Source organism: Streptomyces sp. 3MP-14 (genome assembly GCF_006334905.2).
GTDB classification, from domain to species: domain Bacteria; phylum Actinomycetota; class Actinomycetes; order Streptomycetales; family Streptomycetaceae; genus Streptomyces; species Streptomyces triticirhizae.
This window is the reverse complement of sequence record NZ_VDLZ02000016.1, coordinates 192,369-212,273: the sequence shown is the minus strand read 5'-3', so window position 1 is coordinate 212,273 and position 19,905 is coordinate 192,369. Positions and strand designations below refer to the sequence as shown.

The 19,905-nt window shown below is 73.2% G+C and carries 20 protein-coding genes and 1 CRISPR repeat array; of the genes, 11 read left to right on the top strand and 9 right to left on the bottom strand.

The window, feature by feature from the left end; genetic code table 11:
• Window positions 1-141 precede the first annotated feature (141 nt).
• From FH609_RS24960 to FH609_RS24940, 5 genes are all read left to right on the top strand, one after another.
• A complete protein-coding gene (locus FH609_RS24960) occupies window positions 142-1,773 on the top strand; it encodes a sugar ABC transporter ATP-binding protein (RefSeq protein ID WP_139671201.1) in 1,632 nt (543 codons plus the stop codon).
• Window positions 1,770-2,804 carry an ABC transporter permease gene (locus FH609_RS24955; RefSeq protein ID WP_139671204.1) on the top strand — a complete coding sequence of 345 codons (1,035 nt, stop codon included), beginning with the start codon at window positions 1,770-1,772 and terminating at the stop codon, window positions 2,802-2,804. Before FH609_RS24960 ends, FH609_RS24955 begins: the two co-directional genes overlap by 4 nt.
• Window positions 2,794-3,861: an ABC transporter permease gene (locus tag FH609_RS24950; RefSeq protein WP_139671207.1), complete on the top strand. Its 1,068-nt coding sequence runs from the start codon at window positions 2,794-2,796 to the stop codon at window positions 3,859-3,861. Before FH609_RS24955 ends, FH609_RS24950 begins: the two co-directional genes overlap by 11 nt.
• Window positions 3,858-4,958 carry a rhamnose ABC transporter substrate-binding protein gene (gene rhaS / locus FH609_RS24945; RefSeq protein ID WP_139671210.1) on the top strand — a complete coding sequence of 367 codons (1,101 nt, stop codon included), beginning with the start codon at window positions 3,858-3,860 and terminating at the stop codon, window positions 4,956-4,958. The genes FH609_RS24950 and rhaS overlap by 4 nt, the downstream gene beginning before the upstream one ends.
• A 147-nt stretch (window positions 4,959-5,105) precedes the next feature.
• Entirely contained in the window at window positions 5,106-8,132 is a 3,027-nt protein-coding gene (locus tag FH609_RS24940; RefSeq protein ID WP_139671213.1) for a CHAT domain-containing protein, read from the top strand.
• Here FH609_RS24940 and FH609_RS24935 read toward each other — a convergent pair.
• Genes FH609_RS24935 through FH609_RS24920 form a run of 4 tightly spaced genes read right to left on the bottom strand, consistent with a single transcriptional unit; the run spans window position 8,125 to window position 9,729 of the window.
• Window positions 8,125-8,583, bottom strand: a complete 459-nt coding sequence (locus FH609_RS24935) for an NUDIX domain-containing protein (RefSeq protein ID WP_139671216.1) — start codon at window positions 8,581-8,583, stop codon at window positions 8,125-8,127. The genes FH609_RS24940 and FH609_RS24935 overlap by 8 nt on opposite strands.
• Window positions 8,584-8,639: 56 nt before the next feature.
• Window positions 8,640-8,987 (bottom strand): hypothetical protein, encoded by a 348-nt coding sequence (locus tag FH609_RS24930; protein WP_139671219.1) that lies wholly within the window; start codon window positions 8,985-8,987, stop codon window positions 8,640-8,642.
• Window positions 8,984-9,304 carry a hypothetical protein gene (locus FH609_RS24925; RefSeq protein WP_139671222.1) on the bottom strand — a complete coding sequence of 107 codons (321 nt, stop codon included), beginning with the start codon at window positions 9,302-9,304 and terminating at the stop codon, window positions 8,984-8,986. Before FH609_RS24925 ends, FH609_RS24930 begins: the two co-directional genes overlap by 4 nt.
• Complete coding sequence (locus FH609_RS24920) at window positions 9,304-9,729, bottom strand: ATP-binding protein (protein ID WP_139671225.1); 426 nt, start codon at window positions 9,727-9,729, stop codon at window positions 9,304-9,306. The genes FH609_RS24925 and FH609_RS24920 overlap by 1 nt, the downstream gene beginning before the upstream one ends.
• Before the next feature lie 212 nt (window positions 9,730-9,941).
• Here FH609_RS24920 and FH609_RS24915 point away from each other — a divergent pair, with 212 nt between their 5' ends.
• The 3 genes from FH609_RS24915 to FH609_RS24905 all read left to right on the top strand — a co-directional run bounded on the left by FH609_RS24915 (window position 9,942) and on the right by FH609_RS24905 (window position 11,410).
• Window positions 9,942-10,817: a helix-turn-helix domain-containing protein gene (locus FH609_RS24915; protein WP_139671228.1), complete on the top strand. Its 876-nt coding sequence runs from the start codon at window positions 9,942-9,944 to the stop codon at window positions 10,815-10,817.
• Window positions 10,817-11,041, top strand: coding sequence for a DUF397 domain-containing protein (locus FH609_RS24910; protein ID WP_139671231.1), 225 nt, complete (start codon window positions 10,817-10,819; stop codon window positions 11,039-11,041). The genes FH609_RS24915 and FH609_RS24910 overlap by 1 nt, the downstream gene beginning before the upstream one ends.
• Before the next feature lie 165 nt (window positions 11,042-11,206).
• A complete protein-coding gene (locus FH609_RS24905; RefSeq protein WP_139671234.1) occupies window positions 11,207-11,410 on the top strand; it encodes a DUF397 domain-containing protein in 204 nt (67 codons plus the stop codon).
• Window positions 11,411-12,489: 1,079 nt separating this feature from the next.
• Here FH609_RS24905 and tgmC read toward each other — a convergent pair.
• The 3 genes from tgmC to FH609_RS24885 form a co-directional block, all read right to left on the bottom strand.
• Entirely contained in the window at window positions 12,490-13,611 is a 1,122-nt protein-coding gene (gene tgmC / locus FH609_RS24900; RefSeq protein ID WP_139671236.1) for an ATP-grasp peptide maturase system methyltransferase, read from the bottom strand.
• 485 nt (window positions 13,612-14,096) lie between these two features.
• Window positions 14,097-14,430: a CRISPR direct-repeat array (repeat unit 29 nt; unit sequence CTGCTCCCCGCGCACGCGGGGATGGTCCC).
• A 642-nt stretch (window positions 14,431-15,072) separates the two neighbouring features.
• Window positions 15,073-15,657, bottom strand: coding sequence for an NADPH-dependent FMN reductase (locus FH609_RS24890; RefSeq protein WP_139671238.1), 585 nt, complete (start codon window positions 15,655-15,657; stop codon window positions 15,073-15,075).
• Window positions 15,658-15,750: 93 nt separating this feature from the next.
• A complete protein-coding gene (locus tag FH609_RS24885; RefSeq protein WP_226961925.1) occupies window positions 15,751-16,368 on the bottom strand; it encodes a YczE/YyaS/YitT family protein in 618 nt (205 codons plus the stop codon).
• A gap of 46 nt (window positions 16,369-16,414) precedes the next feature.
• On the opposite strand from FH609_RS24885, the gene FH609_RS24880 reads away from it, so the two are divergent.
• From FH609_RS24880 to FH609_RS24870, 3 genes are all read left to right on the top strand, one after another.
• Window positions 16,415-16,942: a MarR family winged helix-turn-helix transcriptional regulator gene (locus FH609_RS24880; protein WP_139671245.1), complete on the top strand. Its 528-nt coding sequence runs from the start codon at window positions 16,415-16,417 to the stop codon at window positions 16,940-16,942.
• 56 nt (window positions 16,943-16,998) lie between these two features.
• The gene (locus FH609_RS24875) at window positions 16,999-17,835 is read left to right on the top strand and encodes a methyltransferase domain-containing protein (protein WP_139671249.1); all 837 of its coding nucleotides are present in this window, start codon (window positions 16,999-17,001) and stop codon (window positions 17,833-17,835) included.
• Between the two features lie 163 nt (window positions 17,836-17,998).
• Complete coding sequence (locus tag FH609_RS24870) at window positions 17,999-18,289, top strand: hypothetical protein (RefSeq protein WP_139671252.1); 291 nt, start codon at window positions 17,999-18,001, stop codon at window positions 18,287-18,289.
• 85 nt (window positions 18,290-18,374) lie between these two features.
• Here FH609_RS24870 and FH609_RS24865 read toward each other — a convergent pair whose 3' ends face one another.
• Window positions 18,375-19,391, bottom strand: a complete 1,017-nt coding sequence (locus FH609_RS24865) for an NADPH:quinone oxidoreductase family protein (RefSeq protein WP_139671255.1) — start codon at window positions 19,389-19,391, stop codon at window positions 18,375-18,377.
• A gap of 46 nt (window positions 19,392-19,437) precedes the next feature.
• Window positions 19,438-19,809 carry a MerR family transcriptional regulator gene (locus tag FH609_RS24860; RefSeq protein ID WP_139671257.1) on the bottom strand — a complete coding sequence of 124 codons (372 nt, stop codon included), beginning with the start codon at window positions 19,807-19,809 and terminating at the stop codon, window positions 19,438-19,440.
• Between the last annotated feature and the right edge of the window lie 96 nt (window positions 19,810-19,905).

The following is a 19,905-nucleotide window of genomic DNA, read 5'->3' as shown; positions in this document are numbered from 1 at the left end:
CAACCTTCCCAGACCTGCTCCGGGGCCCCAACCGCCCCCACGACCCGCGCCCCTTCCCGCACGCAGTCCCCCACCCCACCCGCCCCACGGTCCAAGCCGTGTCATGCGCACGGCATGAATCGATTCACGAGTGGAGGGTCCATGGCCGCCTCCCGCCCCACCGACCCGGACGACGCCCCCGTGATCGCCCTGCGCGACGTGTGGAAGAGCTTCGGCGCCGTCGCCGCCCTGCGCGGCGCGCACCTGGCGCTGCGCGCCGGTGAGGCGCACGCCCTCGTCGGCGAGAACGGCGCCGGCAAGTCCACGCTGATCAGGGTGCTGGCCGGGGTGCACCGCCCCGACCGGGGCCGCGTCGAACTCGACGGCGCGCCCGTCGAGTTCAGGAACCCGCAGGACGCGCGGGCCGCGGGGCTCGCCGTGATCCACCAGGAGCCGGGCCTCTTCCCCGACCTGACCGTCGCGGAGAACGTCTTCGTCGGCCGGCAGCCGCGCGGCCGGTTCGGCCGGATCGACGAGCGCGCGATGCGCGCCGAGGCCGGCGCCCTGCTGGCCCGCCTCGGCGTGCCGCTCGACCCGCGCCGCCCCGCGCGCGGCCTGTCGATCGCCGACCAGCAGATCGTCGAGATCGCCAAGGCCGTCTCCCTCAGCGCCCGCGTGCTGGTGATGGACGAGCCGACGGCCGCGCTGTCGGGGCCCGAGGTGGCGCGGCTCTTCGCGGTGGTCGAGGCGCTGCGCGCCGACGGCGCCGCCGTGCTGTTCGTCTCCCACCGCTTCGCCGAGGTCACGGCGCTGTGCCAACGGGTCACCGTGCTGCGCGACGGCGCCCATGTCTCCACGGCCCCGCTCGCCGAGACCACCGTGGACCGGCTGGTCGAGCAGATGGTGGGCCGCGAGCCCGACGCGCTGTTCGTCCGGCAGGACCGGCGGAACCGCCAGGACCGCCGGGACGCCCCGGACGCCCGGGACGCCCCGGACGCCCCGGGCCAACGCCCGCCCGCCGCCCCGGCGTTGGAGGTGAAGGGCCTGAGCCGCGCCGGCGTCTACCGGGACGTCGGGTTCCACGTCGGGGCCGGCGAGATCGTGGCGCTGGCCGGGCTGGTCGGCGCGGGCCGCTCCGAGGTGGCGCGCGGCATCTTCGGCGTGGACCCGCGCGACGGCGGAACGGTCACGGTCGCCGGCCGGGCGCTGCCGCCGGGCCGGCCCCGGGCCGCGATGGCCGCCGGGCTGGCCCTCGTTCCCGAGGACCGGCGCCAACAGGGCCTGGTGCTGGCGCTGTCCGTGGCGCGCAACGCGACCCTGCCGCGCGCCCGCCAGCTCTCCCGCTTCGGCTTCCTCGTCGGCGGCGCCGAGCGGCGCGCCGCCCGCGAGTCGGCGGAGCGGCTGCGCACCCGCTACGGCGACCTCGACGATCCGGTGGGCACGCTCTCCGGCGGCAACCAGCAGAAGGTGGTCCTCGCCAAGTGGCTGGCCACCGAGCCCCGGGTGCTGATCGTGGACGAGCCGACCCGGGGCATCGACATCGGCACCAAGGCCGAGGTGCACCGGCTGATCGCGGGGCTCGCCGCCGACGGCGTGGCGATCCTGCTGATCTCCTCCGAGCTGCCCGAGGTGCTCGGGATGGCCGACCGGGTGCTGGTGATGCGCGAGGGCCGGCTGGTCGCCGAGCTGCCGCGCGCCGAGGCGACCGAGGAACGGGTGATCCGCGCCGCGACCGGTCACGAGACCACGGCCGGCTCCCCCGGGAGCGCGCCCGGCGAGGAGGCGATCGCATGACCGTCACCGAGAGCCCGCCGCAGCGGGAACGCGGCGGCGCCGCGCTGCTCGACGCGGTGCTGCGGTTCCGCGCGCTGGGCCTGCTGGTCGCGCTGGTGCTGCTGGTCGCGGTCACCTGGCTGGCCAACTCCCGTTTCCTGTCCGCCCAGTCGATCCGCGACATCCTGCTGGCCACCGCGCTCACCCTGCTGCTGGCCTGCGGGATGACGATGGTGGTCGTCGGCCGGGGCATCGACCTGTCGGTGGCCTCGGTGCTCGGCCTGTCCGCGTTCGGCACGGCCACCGTGCTCGCCGACCACCCGGGGCTGCCCGTTCCGCTCGCCGCCCTGGTCGGGCTGGCCATCGGCGCGGCCTGCGGGGCGGTCAACGGACTGGTCATCGCCTATGGCCGGGTGCCGGCGCTGGTGGCGACGCTCGGCACCCTCTATGTCTTCCGTGGCCTGGTCTACTTCCTCGCCGGCGGCTCCCGGATCAGCGCCGGCGAACTCCCGCGCGGCTTCCTGGACTTCGGCACCGCGCGGGTGCTGGGCGTGCCCTGGCTCTTCCTGATCGCGGTGGGGGTGCTGCTGGCCGTCGGGGAGTTCCTGCGCCGCCACCGGGCCGGCCGCGACCTGTACGCGATCGGCTCCCACGAGGAGGCCGCCCGGCTCGCCGGGCTGCCCATCCCGTCCCGGCTGCTGCTGGCCTATGTGGTCTCCGGCACCCTCGCCGGGCTGGGCGGCGTGCTCTACGCGGCCCGCTACGGAACGGTCGACGCCTCCGCCGGCTACGGGATGGAGCTGGACATCGTGGCGGCCGTGGTGGTCGGCGGCGTCGCGATCTTCGGCGGCAGCGGCAGCGTCTACGGCGCCGCGCTGGGCGCGCTGCTGCTGACCGTGATCAACAACGCGCTGCCGGTGCTGGGCGTCGACCCGTTCTGGCAGCGGGCCGTCGTCGGCGCGCTGATCATCGCGGCCATCGCCCTGGACCGGCTGGTCGCGCTGCGCGTCGCGGCCTCGCTCCGCAGAAGGGACGACGCCCATGTCCGCTGAGACCACACCCGTTGCCCGCGCACGCGGTTGGCCCCGCCTGCCCCGTCGCCTCGCCGGCTGGGACGCGGCGGTCGTCGCGCTCACCGTGCTCACCCTGCTCGTCGCCTCCGGCGCGGTGGACGAGTTCGGCACGACGCGCAACGCGACGTTCCTGATCCTGGACCTCGCGCCGGTGCTGCTGCTGGCGCTGCCCATGACGCTGATCGTGGTCAGCGGCGAGATCGACCTGTCGGTCGCCAGCACCGTCGGCCTCACCAGCGCGCTGATCGGCGAACTCTGGGCCGGCGGGCTGCCGTTGGAGACCATCGTGCCGCTGGCGGTGCTGGCCGGCGCGGTGCTCGGCGCGGTCAACGGGCTGCTGGTGACCGTGCTCGGCCTGCCCTCGCTGGCCGTCACCATCGGCACGCTCGCCCTCTACCGTGGCCTGGCCTATGTCCTCCTCGGCGACACAGCCGTCGCCGACTTCGCGCGGGACTACACCCGTTGGGCCAACGGCTCGCTGGGCGACGGCTGGGTGCCCAACGTCGTCCCGCCGATCCTGCTGCTGGTCGTGGCGTTCGCGCTCGCCCTGCACGCCACGCCCGTGGGCCGGGCGATCTTCGCGATGGGCGCCAACGACACGGCCGCCGCGTTCGCCGGCATCCCGGTGGAGCGCACCAAGTTCTGGCTCTATGTGGTCTCCGGCGCGGTCGCCGGGCTGGTCGGCGTCTACTGGACGCTGCGCTACTCCACCGCCCGCGCCGACAACGCCGAGGGCCTGGAACTCACCGTCGTCGCCGCCGTGTTGCTCGGCGGGGTCTCCATCTACGGCGGGCGCGGCACGCTGCTGGGCGTGGTCGCCGGCGTCGTGCTGCTGACCTCGCTCCAGAACGCACTGCGCCTGGCGAAGGTCTCCGCCGACGCGCTCACCGTCATCACCGGAACGCTGCTGATCCTCTCCGTGCTGCTGCCCAACGTCTCCGCGGCCCTCCGCGCCCGCCTCCGCCGCCACCCAACGCCCGTCGCCCGCACCGCCGTTCAACTCCCCGAGCCGACACGAAGGGATGGCCCTCCATGACCCGCACCCCGGCCCCGACCACGAAACCGGGCAGAACCCGCGCCCGCCGGACGGCGCTCGCCCTCGGCCTGGCCCTCACCCTCGCCGCCTGCGGCGGCACCACCCGGGACAGTGAGGAGGAACGCGACGACGCCCCCGCCGGCGACGCCACCGCCGACCCGGACGCCGCCTACGCGACCGACCTGAGCGTCGCGATGCTGCCCAAGTCCGTCAACAACCCCTACTTCGAGGCCAGCAGCGAGGGCGCCGAACGCGTCGTCGACGAACTCGCCGGCTCCTACGAGTACACCGGCCCCTCCGACGCCTCCGCCTCCTCCCAGCTGTCCTATGTCAACACGCTCAGCCAACAGGCAACCGACGTCGTGCTGTTGTCCGCCAACGACCCCAACGCGCTGTGCTCCGCGCTGGAACAGGCCCGCTCGCTGGAGACGACGGTGGTGACGTTCGACTCCGACGTGGCGCCCGAGTGCCGCGACGTCTTCGTCAGCCAGGTGGACGGCGCCGAGGTCGGCAGCACGCTGCTGGAGATGACCGCCGAACAGATCGGCGGCGAGGGCGAGATCGCGATCCTGTCGGCCACCGCCAACGCCACCAACCAGAACGCCTGGATCGACACCATGGAGGCCGAGCTGGCCGAGAACCCCGACTACGCCGACATCGAACTGGTCGCCGTCGCCTACGGGGACGACGAGGACGAGAAGTCCTTCCGCGAGACCCAGGGTCTCCTGGCGGCCCACCCCGACCTGGCGGCGATCGTCTCCCCCACCACCGTCGGCATCGCGGCGGCCGCCCGCTACCTCCAGGGCTCGGAGTACGGGGGCGAGGTGGCCCTCACCGGGCTGGGCACGCCCAACCAGATGCGGGAGTTCGTCGCGGACGGCACGGTCACGGAGTTCGCGCTCTGGGACCCGACCGCGCTCGGCGAACTCGCCGCCTACGCCGGCGCGGCCGTCGCCTCCGGCATCATCACCGGCGCGGAGGGCGAGACCTTCACGGCCGGCGAACTGGGCGAGTACACCGTCGGCCCCGACGGCGTGATCACCCTGGGCCCGCCAACCCGCTTCAACGCGGACAACATCGACGACTACGACTTCTGAGACGGGGGCGGGCGGGGCGGGCCGGCCGGCCAACTTCCGGTGCCCGCCCGGCCGTTGCCCGGTCGACGCCGGCCGGGCGGCGGGCGCCTGGGGCACCATCGAGGAACGGAGACGGGCGGGAACGGGGAACGGGGAACGGGGGCGCGGGTGGCGGAGGACGACGCGGAGCTGGCGCGGGCGGTGCGGGAGGTGCTGCGCTGGGCCTCGGACGACGTTCCGCGTTTCCGCCGGCTGCTGGGTTGGCTCTGCGCCACGGCCCACGATCCGGCCGTTCCCCGCGCCCGCGCCGCCGACGAGGTGCGTGACCTTGGGCTGGACACGCCCGAACTCGCCACGTTCCACGCACTGTTGACCGACCTCCGCTGCGGCGAGCCGGAGCCCCGCGCACTGGCCGCCCGGCTGGGGCTCGCCGCACGGTCAGCCTCCTCCGCCCCCGGGCCGGAACGGGCCCGCGCCGCCCGCCTGCACGCCGCCCTGCTGCTGCGCGCCAACCTGGCGGCGCCCCGCACCATGGACTCCGACGAGATCGACGAGGAGGCCGTGGCCGAGCCGGACCCCGCCGCCGGCGAGGGCGGGTTCACCTGGCGAAGCCCGCTCGACGTGGAGCAGTACCTGATGCTCCTGCTCGACATGATCCGACTCACCCAGACCGGCGACCTGAAGCGCCTGGAGCTGGGCATCGCCCGACTGCGGGCGTTGCTGGACGCGTTGCCCGAGAACGACGAGCAAACCCCGGAAACCCGCCGCGTGTTGACCGCGCTGCTCACCGGCTGGCTCGACGCGGCGGCGCAGCTCGGCGGCAGCCTGCGGCTCGGCGACGATGTGCTGGCACTCGCACGGGAGTTGGACGCCAACGGCCCCGGCCGCTCGGTCGAGGTGCCGCCGGCGCTGGCCACCATCCAGCGGGAGCGGGTCCGGGCCCAGCGCGAGGGCGACCTCGACACCTTGCGGCGCCTGGTCGGCGAACTCACCGAGTTGCTGGCCGCGTTGCCCACCGATCACGAGCTGCGTTTCGCGGTCCTGAACGCCCTGGCCGCGCAGGAGCACGAACTGGCCGCCCGCGCGGGTGATCGCGAGCTGACCGCCGCGGCGGCGCGCCACTATCTGGAGTTGGCCAAGACCGACCGGCGCCGGGTGCCCGCCACGCTCGCCGCGTTCCTCCCCATGCTGCGGGCCAACGCCTTCGCCTGCCTGGTCTCGCTGGCACCCGTCCGCGAGGCGGTCTCCCACGCCTTGGCGGCGGCGCGCGAGGCCCTGGCCGCCCCGCATCCCCACCCGAACAGCGAGGCCCTACTCCTGCACGCCCTGGGCCGCGCCCTGCTGCACGCCGCCCGGCACCTCAACGACCGTGCGGTGCTGGAGCGTTCGATCCGTGTCCTGGCCCGATGCCGCGACCTGCTGATCGAGGGACGCTGCCCACCCCACAGCGGCGAGGTGCTCGTGCAACTGTCGGAGGCGCTGTGGCTGCGCGGCCAGTGGGGCGGCGACCGGTCCGATCGGGACCTGTCCAACGCCCGAACCGTTCGCCGCGAGGCGTTGGCCGTCCTGGCCGACGACGTGCTGCTCCAGTCCGGCGCCGAGCACGGGCTGTCCGTGGCCCGCGCCGGCGCGACCCACGCGCTGTGGCTGGCGCGCGAGGCGGGTGGCCGGCCGGCCCAGGCGGTGTACGCGTTGGAGCTGGGCCGGGCCCTGGTGCTGCGCGCCGCCTCCGTGGCGCGCGGCGTGCCCGAGCGGTTGGAGGCGCGCGGGGAACGGGAGTTGGCGGCGCGATGGCGCGCCGAGACCGGCGCCGGCCCGCTGCCGGGGGCGGCGGGCGACGCGTTCCTCACGCCGGGCCTGCGCCGGCTGGCGCTGGACGCGCTGCGGGAACGGGTTCCGGGCGAGTTGCTGCGGCCGCCGGAGCCGAAGGCACTGGCCGCCGGGCTGACGGCGGCCGGCGTGGATGCGCTGGTGTATCTCGTTCCCGGCCGGCGGCCCGACGTCCCCGGCGTCGCGTTGATCGTCCGCCCCGGCGGCGCCGCATCGCTGACGCTCCCGGAACTGGTCATGGACGAGACGATCCCCAAACGGCTGGACGACCGCACGCCGCTGGACCGTTACCTCGACGCGGCGGCGAACCGCTCCCGCACGGGCGGCGATCCCCGCGTGCACTCCAGCTGGCGGGCCGCGTGGGACGGCCACTGGCGGGTGGAGCTGCGCGGGCTGTGCGACTGGGCCGGGCCGGCCGTGCTGCGCCCTGTTCTGCGGGCCGTCGGCCGGCCTCCCGGCCGCGCGCCCCGCGTCGTGCTCGTACCCTGCGGCCCGCTCGGCGCCGTTCCCTGGCACGCGGCCCGCGTCGGGAACGAACACGGTGCGTATCGGTACGCCTGCCACTCCGCCGTGATCAGCTACGCGTCCTCCGGCGCTGAGTTCCTGCGCGCCGCGCGGCGCGAGCGGCTGCCCGCCGAGGCCGGGCAGCTGCTGGTCTCCGACCCCCACCTCACCCTCGTCTGGGCCGAGATCGAGACGGCGGCGCTGCGCGCCCACTACCCCGAAGCGTCGCGCTACGGGTCGTTCCTCTCCCCCGCCGACGCCGGCGACGCGGCCGGCACGCCGGAGGAGGTGCTGGCCGCGTTGCCCGGCGGCGCGGCGCCGGCCGCGATCGTGCACCTGGCGTGTCACGCGATGGCCGGGGTGCACCCGGCCCGTTCCGCGCTGCGGCTCGCCGCGCCCGAAAACGGCCCGGGCGACGGCGAGTTGACCGTGGCCGACATCCTGGACCGCGCCGGCGCGGCGCCCGGAACGACGGCCGGCCCGCTGGTCGTGCTCAGCGCCTGCGAGACGGACCTGAGCACCCGCGACCACGACGAGGCGTTGACGTTGGCCACCGCGCTGGTCAGCCGGGGCGCGACCGATGTCATCGGCTCGCGCTGGGCCATCGACGACGGGGCGACCGCCGTGATGATGGCCGTCTTCCACGACGCCCTCACCCGGCGCGGCCAGGCCCCGCCCGACGCGCTGCGCACCGCCCAGCTCTGGATGCTCGACCCCGACCGGACCCCGCCCCCCGGCCTCCCGCCGGACCTCGCCCGCGAGGCGGCGCGCCGCGACCTCGACGCGCCGCACCTGTGGGCGGCGTTCACCCACCAGGGCAACCCGGGCACGCCGCCGGCTGGCCGCCCGCTGATCAGCTGAAGGCGGCCTCGGGCCGGTCGGCGTTGACCAGCAACGGCAGCCGGCGCCGCTGCCCGGCGGCGATGATCGCGTACTGGTACAACGCCGGCGGCTCGTGCAACTCCCGCATCGGCACCCAACTCGCCCCCTCCACCGGGTCGTTGTCCGGCACCTCCGGCAACACCCCACCATCCAGCACATAGGAGAACCCGTTCAACTCACCCTCCTCGTCCGTCGTCGGCGTCATGGCCAGGACCTCGGCGAGGGAACGGTCGCATCCGGTCTGCTGCATCAGCACCTCCCGCGCGGCCAGGATCACGCACCGCCCCTGCGGCACCGTGCCGTGCGGCAGCACCCACCCGTCGTCCATCCCCTCCCGCTTCCCCCGCACCATCAACACATGGTTCGACACCGTGGTCGCCAACACGTGGAAGGTGAACGGAACCGAGGAACGGACAATCGTCGTACGCATGAAGAACCCTTGTCTTTGTCGATGAGTTGACTTGCTGAACTTGCGTGGTTGGTTGGTCAGTAGTTCAGGGCCGGCAGCAGGCCGGACAGCGCCGTCAGCAGGCACATCAGCCCGACGAACGCCGGCCCCAACACCCCGCCCCCGTCCGGCGGTTGCGCCGGGGCCGGGTCGTGCGGGCGGGGCACCACCCGCCAGTGCCGCTCCGTCCGCGCCAGAAACAACGTGTGCTCCGGGAACTCGGCCGTGTGCTGGATCGACCACACCGCCACCGGCAACTCGTCGTCATCAAAGAGCGGCGAACGCGCCTCGCAACTCATGCACTCCGCCCCGTAGATGCCCTCCGGCACCCCCGGCCCCCGCTCCCGGCACAACACCCACTCCGCGCCCCGAACGATCTCGGTCATCCCCCGCCGCTCCCCTTCGTCTCCGTTGGTTGATACGCGTCGGCCGACCGCCGCAGCCGCCGCCCGAACACCGTCCGCGCCCGCCGGTAGCGGGCCTTCCACCCCGACTCCGCGAAGTCCCAGACCATCGCGTGCAGTTGATCCAGACAGGTCCCGCAGGCGTACAGCGGAGCGTGCGCCCCCACCGTCGAAACCGCCCCGATCCACACCACGGCCGTCACCTGATGCCCGCAGAAGAACCAACACGGCCCGACCACCCAGGAGTTGGCCCCCCACCGCCCCGGCAGGGGCAACGCGAACTCCCACTCGCCGCCCATCAGGTGGCCCGCTGCCCGGCGACCGGGAAGCGGAACCAGACCGACTTCCCCTCCCCCGCCGGCGAGTAGCCCCACTCCTCGGCCATCTGGCCCAGCAGCCACAGCCCGCGCCCGCTCTCCGAACTCCAGTCGGGAACGGCCGCCTTGGGCTCACGGGACGAGCGGTCGTTCACGGAGACGCGGATACGTTCACCCTCGCGGGTGATTTTCAGCCTGCATCTCGGGTCGTGAGCGACGTGTTTGACGACGTTGCAGAGCAGTTCACTGACGCCAAGCCGCGCCAGCTCCACTGCCTCAGCGTCACCACCGAGTCGGCTCACGACGGCGCCGGCGATCGCCCGCCAACGCTCGATGTCACGCACCCGAGCCGTTAACTGCCAGCCGTACACGCCTTGTTCATCGGTGATGGGGGCGACGACAGACATGAGCACCTCCTGCTTGGGCGCGGCATCTGACCCCGGACAAGATCACTGTCAGTTGCGTGAACGATGCCCGGCGTGATGTCTCTACGATGACGACACACCCCCGGCATCGTCAAGTCAGCGGCCTAGTCAATTGACATCGCACTTGTGATCGATCGAGTCACCAGGGATGATCGCGACAACCAGACCGGCCGATCCGGCAGTTGGGAGAAACGATGGCGACGAACAACACCAGCACCGTGCTGATGTCCCGCATCGCGCTGGGGCGAGCCCTGAGACGGCTCCGCGACGAGGAGCACGGCCTCAAACTCACCGAGGTCGCCAAGAAGCTGGGATGCGACGACTCCATGCTCAGCCGGATCGAGAACGGCAAGCGCGCCTGCTCACAGGAGATGTTGGGGAAGCTGATGGATCTGTTCCAGGTGTCCGCCGAGCAGCGCGAGGAACTGGCTCGACTCCAGGCCGACTCCAACGAGCGGCGTTCCCCGTGGTGGGCGCCCTACCGCGACGTCATCAGCAGCTCTTACGAGCAGAACATCTCGTTCGAGAACGCAGCCCAGAGTGTGCGGGAATACCAACTGGCCCTGCTCCCGGGCCTGTTGCAGACTGAGGAGTACGCCAGGGCCGTGACCTCCGTTGGCTTCGCCTCCCTGGGCCCCGACCAGATCGACGGTCTGGTCGAGGTCCGCCTGATGCGACAGCGGAAGCGACTGCTGGAGACGGAGACTCCGCTCCAGTGTCACTACGTGATCACCCAGGCGGCGCTGGAGTTCGAGGTGGGTGGCCGCGCCGTGCATCGGCAACAGCTGGATCACCTGCTCGGCATCACGGATCGCCCGGAGGTCAAGGTGCAGGTCATCCCCTACGAGAAGGGCGAGGAGGGATGCCAGATCGCAGGCTTCCGCGTCTACGAATTCCCGGGCGACGTGCCCGAGGTGGCCTTCAGCGAATCGGTCGCTGGTAGCGTGCCCATCGACGATCCGCGTGATCTTCGCCGCCTGAACCGCCTCTTCCGGGCGCTCGCCAGCACGGCGCTCGGCCCTGACGCGTCCCGCGATCTGGTGGCACGTATCAAGGACAGGAAAGAGTAATGCAGAAACCCGAGTTGTACGCGACCGATCCGAGCACCCTCGTCTGGCAGAAGAGCAGCCTGACCGCCAACAATGGTGAATGCTTCGAGCTGGCCCCCCTGCCCGACGGCGGTGTCGCGTTGCGCGACTCGAAGAACCCCGACCGCCCCCACCTCTGCTTCACCGCAGGCGAGTGGGCCGCCTTCAAAGGCGGCATCGCCAAGGGCGACTTCGACAACCTCTGACCGACCCGAGACAGCCGGCCCGACCAGCCGGCCTCTCCCCCTCCCGAACCCCGCCGCCCCAACAGGCGCCGGGGTTCGCCCCTTCTCCGGCGCCGGCCATCCGGGGACACTGGTGAGGCGCGCGTCCGCCAGCCTGACACTCGTTACGAACAGGAAGGCCGAGCTATGAACAGCGAATCGGGCCGGGTCTCCGACCTCGCCCACGCCGCATGGCGCAAGCCCCGCCGGAGCGCGGGCAACGGGGAGTGCGTCGAGGTCGCCGACGGCTTCCCTGGCGCGGTCCCCGTCCGCGACAGCAAGAACCCGGGGCTCGCACTCGTCCTGCCCACCCCGGCCTGGACGACCTTCATCGACCACCTCAAGCACTGAAGGCCAGCGCCGGATAGTCGGGCACGCCGAGGAGGAGATGGCCTCATGTCCATGGCGCCGGTTTCCGCGAAAGTAAGTAAGAACCTCCCTCCCCACCGATAAACCCCAGGTCAGCTTCTCTGCTCCCCGCACACGCGGGGGTGGGTGCGGGTGGTGTGTGTCCGGTCTGTCTGCGGGCCGGTGGCCGGTGCGGGTAAGCCCGTTGCTCGGTTGGTTCGTTGACGAGACGCATTGTGTGGAGTTGGAGTTGTGGCGCGGACTACGACGTGTGGCCTACATGGCGCACGATCGGCCGGGTGCGGGCGTAACGAATGACTGTGAGGGGCTGGCTGGGAGGGGGAGGGGCATCTTCCGGAGGGTCGATTCGTTGTCGTCGGGGGTGGTCGGGAGTGGCGGCTGTGCCCTCCGGGCGCAGGGACCGCGCCGAGTTCGAGGGCCGGCTGGCTACTGGGGGCGTGCGTAGCGCGCACCGGCTTCGCCGGCCTGCCTCGGCACATGGCCCGTCTCGGAAAGTGGCCGAGCGTCGGGCGACTCACGGGGACAGTGCAGGTTGGTCGTTGAAGGATGCGGTGCTTCGTGAGATCCGGTCAACGACCACGCTGCCGCGCGAACAACGCCTGCCGTCGAGATAGCCCGCGCACCGTCCCCTCCCGGGAGCGGGCGCGCCGGCATCGCCAAGGCGACTTCGACAACCTCCAATAGCCCCAAGGACCACCGCCCCAACCACCCAGCGCTCCTCGCCCCAACAGGACCAGGAGGCGCCCCTTTCACGCCGAACGCCCCCAACCCGATCACCCCACCCCGTTAGGGTGGTCAGCATCAGGCAGTGAGGAACACCAAGGAGGGGATGGGCGTTTTGCCCACGATGCCGGTTTCCGTGAAAGTAAGTAAAAACCGCTCTCACCACCGATAAAACCCCAGGTCAGCTTCTGTGGTCCCCGCGCACGCGGGGATGGTCCCGTGGCGGCCAGCGTCTCGATCGAGTGCTGGACGTGGTCCCCGCGCACGCGGGGATGGTCCTCTCGGCCAGGGCACCGCCCGGGCCTGACGCCACAGCACAGCGAAAGTCCGACCCGGGGTCACGGCCAGGTGAGGCGTTGTCCGTCGGGGCCGACGTGCAGGCGCATACGGTCGGCGGGCAGGCACCCGTCCCTCTGCCACCGCGCGACGCGCTCGGTGATCTCGCCCCACAGGCGTGCCGTGCCGCCCTGGCGGACGAACCGCCGTTCCCCGTCCCGGAAGACGACCGCCCACGCCTCGGCGTCCATGTCGATCACGACGTGTTCCACCCGGCCGTCACGTTCCAGCGTGAGTCGCTGTGCGCGCGGTACCGCGAACTGCGCCACGAAACGAGCGGTCCCGTCGTCGAGCACATCCGCGCCCAGTTCTGCGGGCACCGCGTCCCCCTCACCCAGGTTCGGCAGGATGCCCAGCGGGGGCGGAAGGTGAGGGCGGGCCAGCATGAATGAGACCCCTCCGCCAAGGACCGGACCGCTTGCCGTCCCGTCGTCTGCGACGGTCAGCCGTACGAGTTCGGAGGCGTGCATCCATCCGCCCACGGTGACCAGGATCTCCCCGCCGGGGCGGGTCTGCGTGAGCCAGTGGGCCGGCACGGTGTGCACGCCGCATGTGGCGATCACGCGGTCGTACGGACTGCCGTCCCTGTCGCCCGCCAGGCCGTCGCCGACCACGCGGGTGGGCCAGTAGCCGGCACCCGCGAGCGCGATCCCGGCACGGGCGGACACCTCGGCGTCAACCTCGACGGTGGTCACGTTGTCCTCGCCAACGACCCGACACAGCAGGGCGGTTGAGTAACCCGTGCCCGTGCCGACCTCCAGCACACGCGTTCCCTCCGTCACCCGCGAGTCCTCGAGCATTCGCACGACCAGACTCGGCAGAGTGGACGAGGACGAGGGCGCCGCCGCGATGCGCCCCTCCACCTGATCGGGGAAGACGCCACCGGCCACCTGCGTCACGAGGGTGTCGTCCTCGTAGATCCGCGCGAGCCCTTCTGCCGAGTCGCCTGCCGCAGGCCGGTACCAACCGCCTTCCTCGTACTCGAACCAGCCGCGCGAGAGGAACGCTTCGCGGGGTACGGACAACACGGCCGCTTCCCATGCCGGACTGCGCAAAGCACCGGTCTTTGACAGGCGTCGCGCGAGGTCCGCTCGTAGGTGTTCCGACGGCAGGGGTTCACTCATGCCGACTCGTCTCCGTTCTCCAACAGGTCTGCGATGGCGGTGGTGATCCGCAGCCCGGCCGCGTCTTCGAGTCACTATCCGCCGTGGGCGGTCACAGAGCAGTCGAAGGCGCCGAAGTTCAGCCCGAAGGCGGCCAGGAACCGTACGAGCGCCCGCCGTATCACCTCCGGGCCGGCAACCGGTCTGGTTCGCGGCAGACCGGCGGGTTACGCCCAAGACCGGCATCGCCAAGGCGACTTCGACAACCTCCGATAGCCCCAAGACCACCGCCCCGACCAGCCAGCAGCTTCCCCCGCCCCAACAGGCCGAGCGGGGCGCCCCTTTCACGCGGAACGCCCTCGCCCGAACACCCCACCTCGGTATGGTGGCCGGCGTCGAGCAGTGAGGAACGCCAAGGAGGGGAATGGGTTTTGTCCACGATGCCGGTTTCCGCGAAAGTAAGTAAAAACCGCCCTCCCCACCGATAAAACCCCAGGTCAGCTTCTCTGCTCCCCGCGCACGCGGGGATGGTCCCGCCCGTCACATAGCGCTTGCGGTCGGCGAAGTCTGCTCCCCGCGCACGCGGGGATGGTCCCGCCGGCGCTTCGTCCTGGAGCGCGCGGAGCCCCTGCTCCCCGCGCACGCGGGGATGGTCCCACCCCAACGGGCAGGGGCTGCCCGGTCCCGAACTGCTCCCCGCGCACGCGGGGATGGTCCCCCGGTGAGTGGGTCACGGTGTGTACTGCCCAGCTGCTCCCCGCGCACGCGGGGATGGTCCCCGGCGGGCACTCCCGCCGCACGAGATGCGGTTCTGCTCCCCGCGCACGCGGGGGTGGTTCTCTTGGCGGAGGCAGCGCCCGGGGCTGATGCCGCAGTTTGCCGGGTGTCAGGCTCGGGTCACGCTCAGGTGGGGCGTTGTCCGGCGGGGGCGCGGGAGGCTCCCACCTCCGGGCGCGCCCGCTGCGGGAGTCGGCGGGGCGCGGACTACCAGGACGGCAGGCGATGTTCGCGCGGCAGCGTGGTCGTTGACCGAACCCCGCGAAGCACCGCACCCTGCAACGACCAACCTTCACCGTCCCCGTGAGTCGCCCGACGATCGGCCACACTCCGGGACGGGCCACGCGCCGCAGCAGGCCGGCGAAGCCGGTGCGCGCCACGCACGCCCCCACTCACCAACCGTCCCTCGAACTCGGCGCGGTCCCTGCGCCCGGAGGGCACGCACCGCCATCACCCACCACCCCGCCGACAACGAACCCCACCTCCCGGAAGCCGCGCCCCCCTTCCCAGCCAGCCCCTCACAGTCATTCGTTACGCCCGCACCCGGCCGATCGTCCGCCATCTAGGCCCGGCGTCGTGGTCCGCGCCACAACCCCAACCCCCCACCCACAACACTCGTCAACGAACCAAACGACCAGTCGGGCTGACCCGCACCGGCCACCGGCCCGCAGACAAACCCCGCACCCAACACACCACCCGCACCACCTACCGCCGCCCCGACCCCGACCCCGACCCCGACCCCGCCACCGCCACCGCCGTCACCTCGTCGAGCAACGCGTCCAACGCCGCCACAATCGCCGGCGTGGGCCGGAACCCCGCCTCCCCGTCCACCAGTTCGTCGATCCCGGGCAACGCCACCGGCTCCCCGGTGAGGCGCATCCCCAACCGTTCCAGCACCGGCCGCAGCGCCTCGGCGGCCGGGGCGCCGCCGGAGGCACCCGCGCTGTAGCTGACCAGCGCCACCGGCTTGTCGCGCCACTCCGCGTAGAGAAAGTCCAACGCGTTCTTCAACGCGGCCCCGTAGCCGCCGTTGTACATCGGCAGCACGACGAGGAACGCGTCGGAGGCGTCGATCAACGCGCTCCAGTTGCGGGTGTGTTGGTAGCGGTAGCGGCCGGTCGACGGATGCTCGGGCTCGTCGAGGAACGGGAGGCCGACCTCGGCCAGGTCCACCAGGCCCACCTCGCCGAACGGCTCCCGTTCCGAGGCCCGGCGGAGCAGCCACGAGCCGACGGGGAGGCCGTTGGAGCCGGGGCGGTTGCTGCCGACGATGATGCTGAGTCGAGGCACGGTGTGGTTCTGCTTTCTCTGAGGTCTCTCCGGGAGGGCGGGCGGGCCGAACCTGGTGGGGGCCGGCGCACCGTTGCACACGGTATGCGAATGCTAGACCCGGAGTGATGAGCCTGCCGCCGCCCGGGGTGCCGGCGGTGGAAGGCTCAGCCAGGTGAGGGCGAGCTGGGTCAGCGGGCCGATGGTCAGCGCGTAGAGCACCGTGCCCAGGCCGACCGGGCCGCCCAGCAGCCAGCCGACGGCGAGCACGCCCAGTTCGATCCCCGTGCGGGCCCGGCGGATCGACAGGCCGCGCCGGGCGAGTCCGGTCATCAGGCCGTCGCGCGGGCCCGGGCCCAGGCCGGCCCCGACGTAGAGGCCGGTGGCGACCGCGCCGGCCACGACCCCCGTCGCCAGCACCGCCCAGCGCAGCGGCAACGCGTCCAGCGTCGGGACCAGTTCGAGCGTGATTTCGGCGGCGATGCCGACCAGCAGCACGTTGCCGACGGTGCCGACGCCCGGCCGTTCCCGCAGCGGTATCCAGGCCAGCAGCACCAGCACGCCGACCAGCGTGACGACCAGGCCGAGCGGGGCCCCGGTGCGCTCGGCGAGGCCCTGGTGCAGGACGTCCCAGGACGGCAGGCCCAACTCCGCGCGGACCAGCAGGCCGAGCGAGCAGCCGAAGAGCGCGAGCCCGAGCAGCAGGGTGGCCAGTCGGCGCGGGAGGGACACCGGTTTATATGACACGTCAAGCACAGGGAGAACGTACCATGACTGCATGACACGTCAAGAAAAGCAGGGGGAGACGGTCGCCACGGACGACGGTCCGCGGTGGCTCGGCCCGGAGGAGGACCGCGCCTGGCGCGGCTGGCGGCGGATGCAACTGCTGCTCACGGCCCGGATCTCCGCCGACCTCGCCGCCGACAGCGGGCTCTCCGACCCGGACTACGACGTGCTCTCCAAGCTCTCCGAGGCCGGCGGCGAGCTGCGGGTCACCGAGCTGGCCGGCTCGATGCTCTGGTCGCAGAGCCGGATCTCGCACCATCTGGTGCGGATGGCGCGGCGCGGCCTCGTCACCCGGGACAGCTGCGCCGAGGACCGCAGGGGAACGGTCGCCCGCCTCACCGACGAGGGCCGCGCCGCGCTCGAACGGGCGGCGCCCGACCATGTGGCCTCCGTGCGCCGCCACCTGATCGACCGCCTCACCCCGGCCCAACTCGCCGCGCTGGCCGAGATCGCCGAGGCGGTGACCGAGCCGCTGATCGCCGACGGTCGGGAGCAGGCGCCGGCAGACGACAACGGATGAGGCGCCGGGCGATCGCGCTTGACCTCAGGTCGACCTGAACTCGCACCCTTGCGGGCATGAACGACACGACAGACGCTCACGCGCCCAACCCTCACGCGCCCGACGACCACGCGCCCACCACGAACGATCGCCAGGCGCGGCCGGCCGCTCCCACGCTGCTCGCCCGGCTGGACGCCGCCGACCGGCTGCCGGGGGCGGCCGAACTGCGGGCCCGGTCCTACGCGTTGCTGGCCCCGGACAGGCAACGGGCCGCCGCCACCGTGGTGGACGTCGGCTGCGGCGGCGGGCGGGCCGTCGCCGAGCTGGGGGAACGCGGGGTGCCGGCGATCGGCGTCGATCCGGACGAGCGGATGATCGCGGCGGCCCGGGCCCGTTTCCCCGGGGCCGACCTGCGGGTCGGCGACGCCTACGCGCTGCCGCTCCCGGACCGCTCGGCCGGCGGCTACCGGGCGGAGAAGGTGTTCCACGAACTGGCCGAGCCGGAACGGGCGTTGGCCGAGGCCCGCCGGGTGCTGGCGCCCGGTGGGCGGATCGTGCTGCTGGGCCAGGACTGGGACACCTTCGTCATCGACGCCGACGACCCGGCGCTCACCCGGACCCTGGTGCACGCCCGCGCCGACCAGGTGACCGCGCCACGCGCGGCGCGCCGTTCCCGTGCGCTGCTCCTGGACGCGGGCTTCGCGGACGTGCGCCTCGACGTGCGCACCCTGGTGCTCACCGGCCCGGACGCGCTGCCGGTGCTGCTCCCGCTGGCGCGGGCGGCGGCCGGGGCCGGCGCGGTCACCGCCGAGCAGGCGGACGCCTGGGCCGCCGACCAGCGGCGCCGCGCGGAACGGGACCGCCTGCTGCTGGCCCTCCCGATCCTGGTCGCCTCGGGCACGGCCCCCGCCTGAACGGGCCGCCGGGCGCGGCGCGTTGGGGATCGCGGAGGGCGCGGGGCCGCGCACGTTTCACGCAGGAGTGAAACGTGCGGGAGGTCCACCGATCGCCACCTACGGTCGGAGAGCGAGCGGGACATCCGCCGCAGGGGAAGAAGGACTCGAAGGGGTGGGGAACATGAGGATGACGCGACGGCTGCGTGCCGCCGGGACGGCGCTGGCACTGGCGGGGGCGATCGGCGTCGGCGGGCTGGCCACGGCAGGCCCGGCCGCCGCCGCGCCGGCGGCGGCCGAGAGCCGGGACGTGGAGGGGCAGGCCCGGGAGTGGATTCAGTGGGACTGGTACTGGAACACCCCACCCAACGCGATCCTGTGCCAGGCCAGGGCGCTGGAGATCCTCGCCAGCGGCCAGTGGGGCGAGGCCAGGTGCCAGGTGGACTTCCTGTACATCCGGCTGCTGGTCCGCTGATCCGCGCCGCGACGGCGGGGGCCCGGGGGCCCGGGGGCATCTGGTGCCTCCGGGCCCCCGGGCCGTTACGACCGGGCCGCCCGGCTCAGCGCCAGGGATCGAGGGCGTGCTTGCCCCGGGTGGTGCCGGCCGCCAACTCCCGCAGCACCGCCGGGCCTTCGGCCAGCGGGTGGACCTCGGGGGTGCCGGGCGGGTAGACGCCCCGGTCGACGAGCGCGCGCAGCTCGGCCAGCAGCGCGCGGTAGGTCGCGGGCGCCTCCCGCGCCAGGGTGCCGATGTGCAGGCCCTGGACCCGCACCGGGTGGGTGAAGACGAGGTCGTGGGTGGTCAGGTGCGCGTCGCCGGAGGCCGCGCCGAAGACGACCACCCGCCCGGTGACCGGCCGGGCCGCCGCCAGGCTGGCGGCGAACGTGGTCCGCCCGACCGACTCCAGCACGAGGTCGACGCCGCCGGTCAGGCGGCGGATCTCCTCGGCCAGGTCGGGGCGTCGGGGGTCGAGGACGTGCTCGACGCCGAGCGCGCGCACCGCCGCGTGCTTGGCCGGCGAGGCGGTGGCGACCACCCGCGCGCCGAGGTGGCGGGCCAGGCGGACCGCCGTCTGACCGACGCCGCCGGCCGCCGCGTGGATCAACACCGTCTCGCCTGCGGCGAGTTCGCCCAGCGGGCGGAGCGCCGCGAGGGCGGTGGCCCCGTTGAGGACCAGGCCGAGGGCCTGGGCCGCCGTCCAGCCGGGCGGAACGGGCAGCGCCTCGGCCGCCGGCATCGTCATATATCGGGCGAACGCGCCGGGCCCGGCGCCGATGACCGGGGAGCCGACGGGGAGCGGGGCGTTGACGCCGGGGCCGACGGCCACGATCTCGCCGGCCGCCTCGAAGCCGGCGACAAACGGCGGCCGGGGCCCGCCGGCGTAGCTGCCGCGCGCCCGCAGCACGTCGGCGAAGTTGACGCCGGCCGCGCCGACCCGGACCAGATAGCCGCCGGGCTCCGGCTCGGGGCGGGGGTGGTCGCGGTTGAGCGCCAGGTCCTCGGGGCCCCGCCAGGAGCGCTGGACGAGTGCCGGCATGGTGTCCGGGCCGGTCGGTGGGTGGGTGGTGGTTGCCATGCCCGGGACGGTAGGAGCCTCACGCCGGCGTGAGGGTCAAGCGCCGTCAGCCGTCGGCTCGTTGGAGGAACGCGTCGAGCGCCGCCTGCCGGGCCTGGAGCGCGGCGATATGGGCGGCGAGCCGGTCACGGTAGGCGGCGATCTCGGCGAGGAGTTCGGCCGGGGGCGCGGCCGGCGGGCCGGTCGACGGGCCGGTCGGGGAGGCGGCGTCCGGTTCGGGGAGGGCCTGCCGGACCAGCCGCAGCGGCAGGCCGCTCGCGAGGAGTTCGCGGACGGCCAGGACGCGGCCGATGGTCGGCCGGCAGTAGTCGCGGTAGCCGTTGGCCAGGCGGCCGGGGACGATCAGGCCCTCGTCCTCGTAGTGCCGCAACGCCCGCACGCTCACGCCGCTGACCCGAGCGGCCTCCCCGATCCTCACGCACGGGACAACGCGCCGGCGCGCGCTCCTCTTCCGCCCGCCGGCGCGCACGCCTGGTCCACTCCCCCGTCAACGCTCCGCCAACTCCCTGGCATA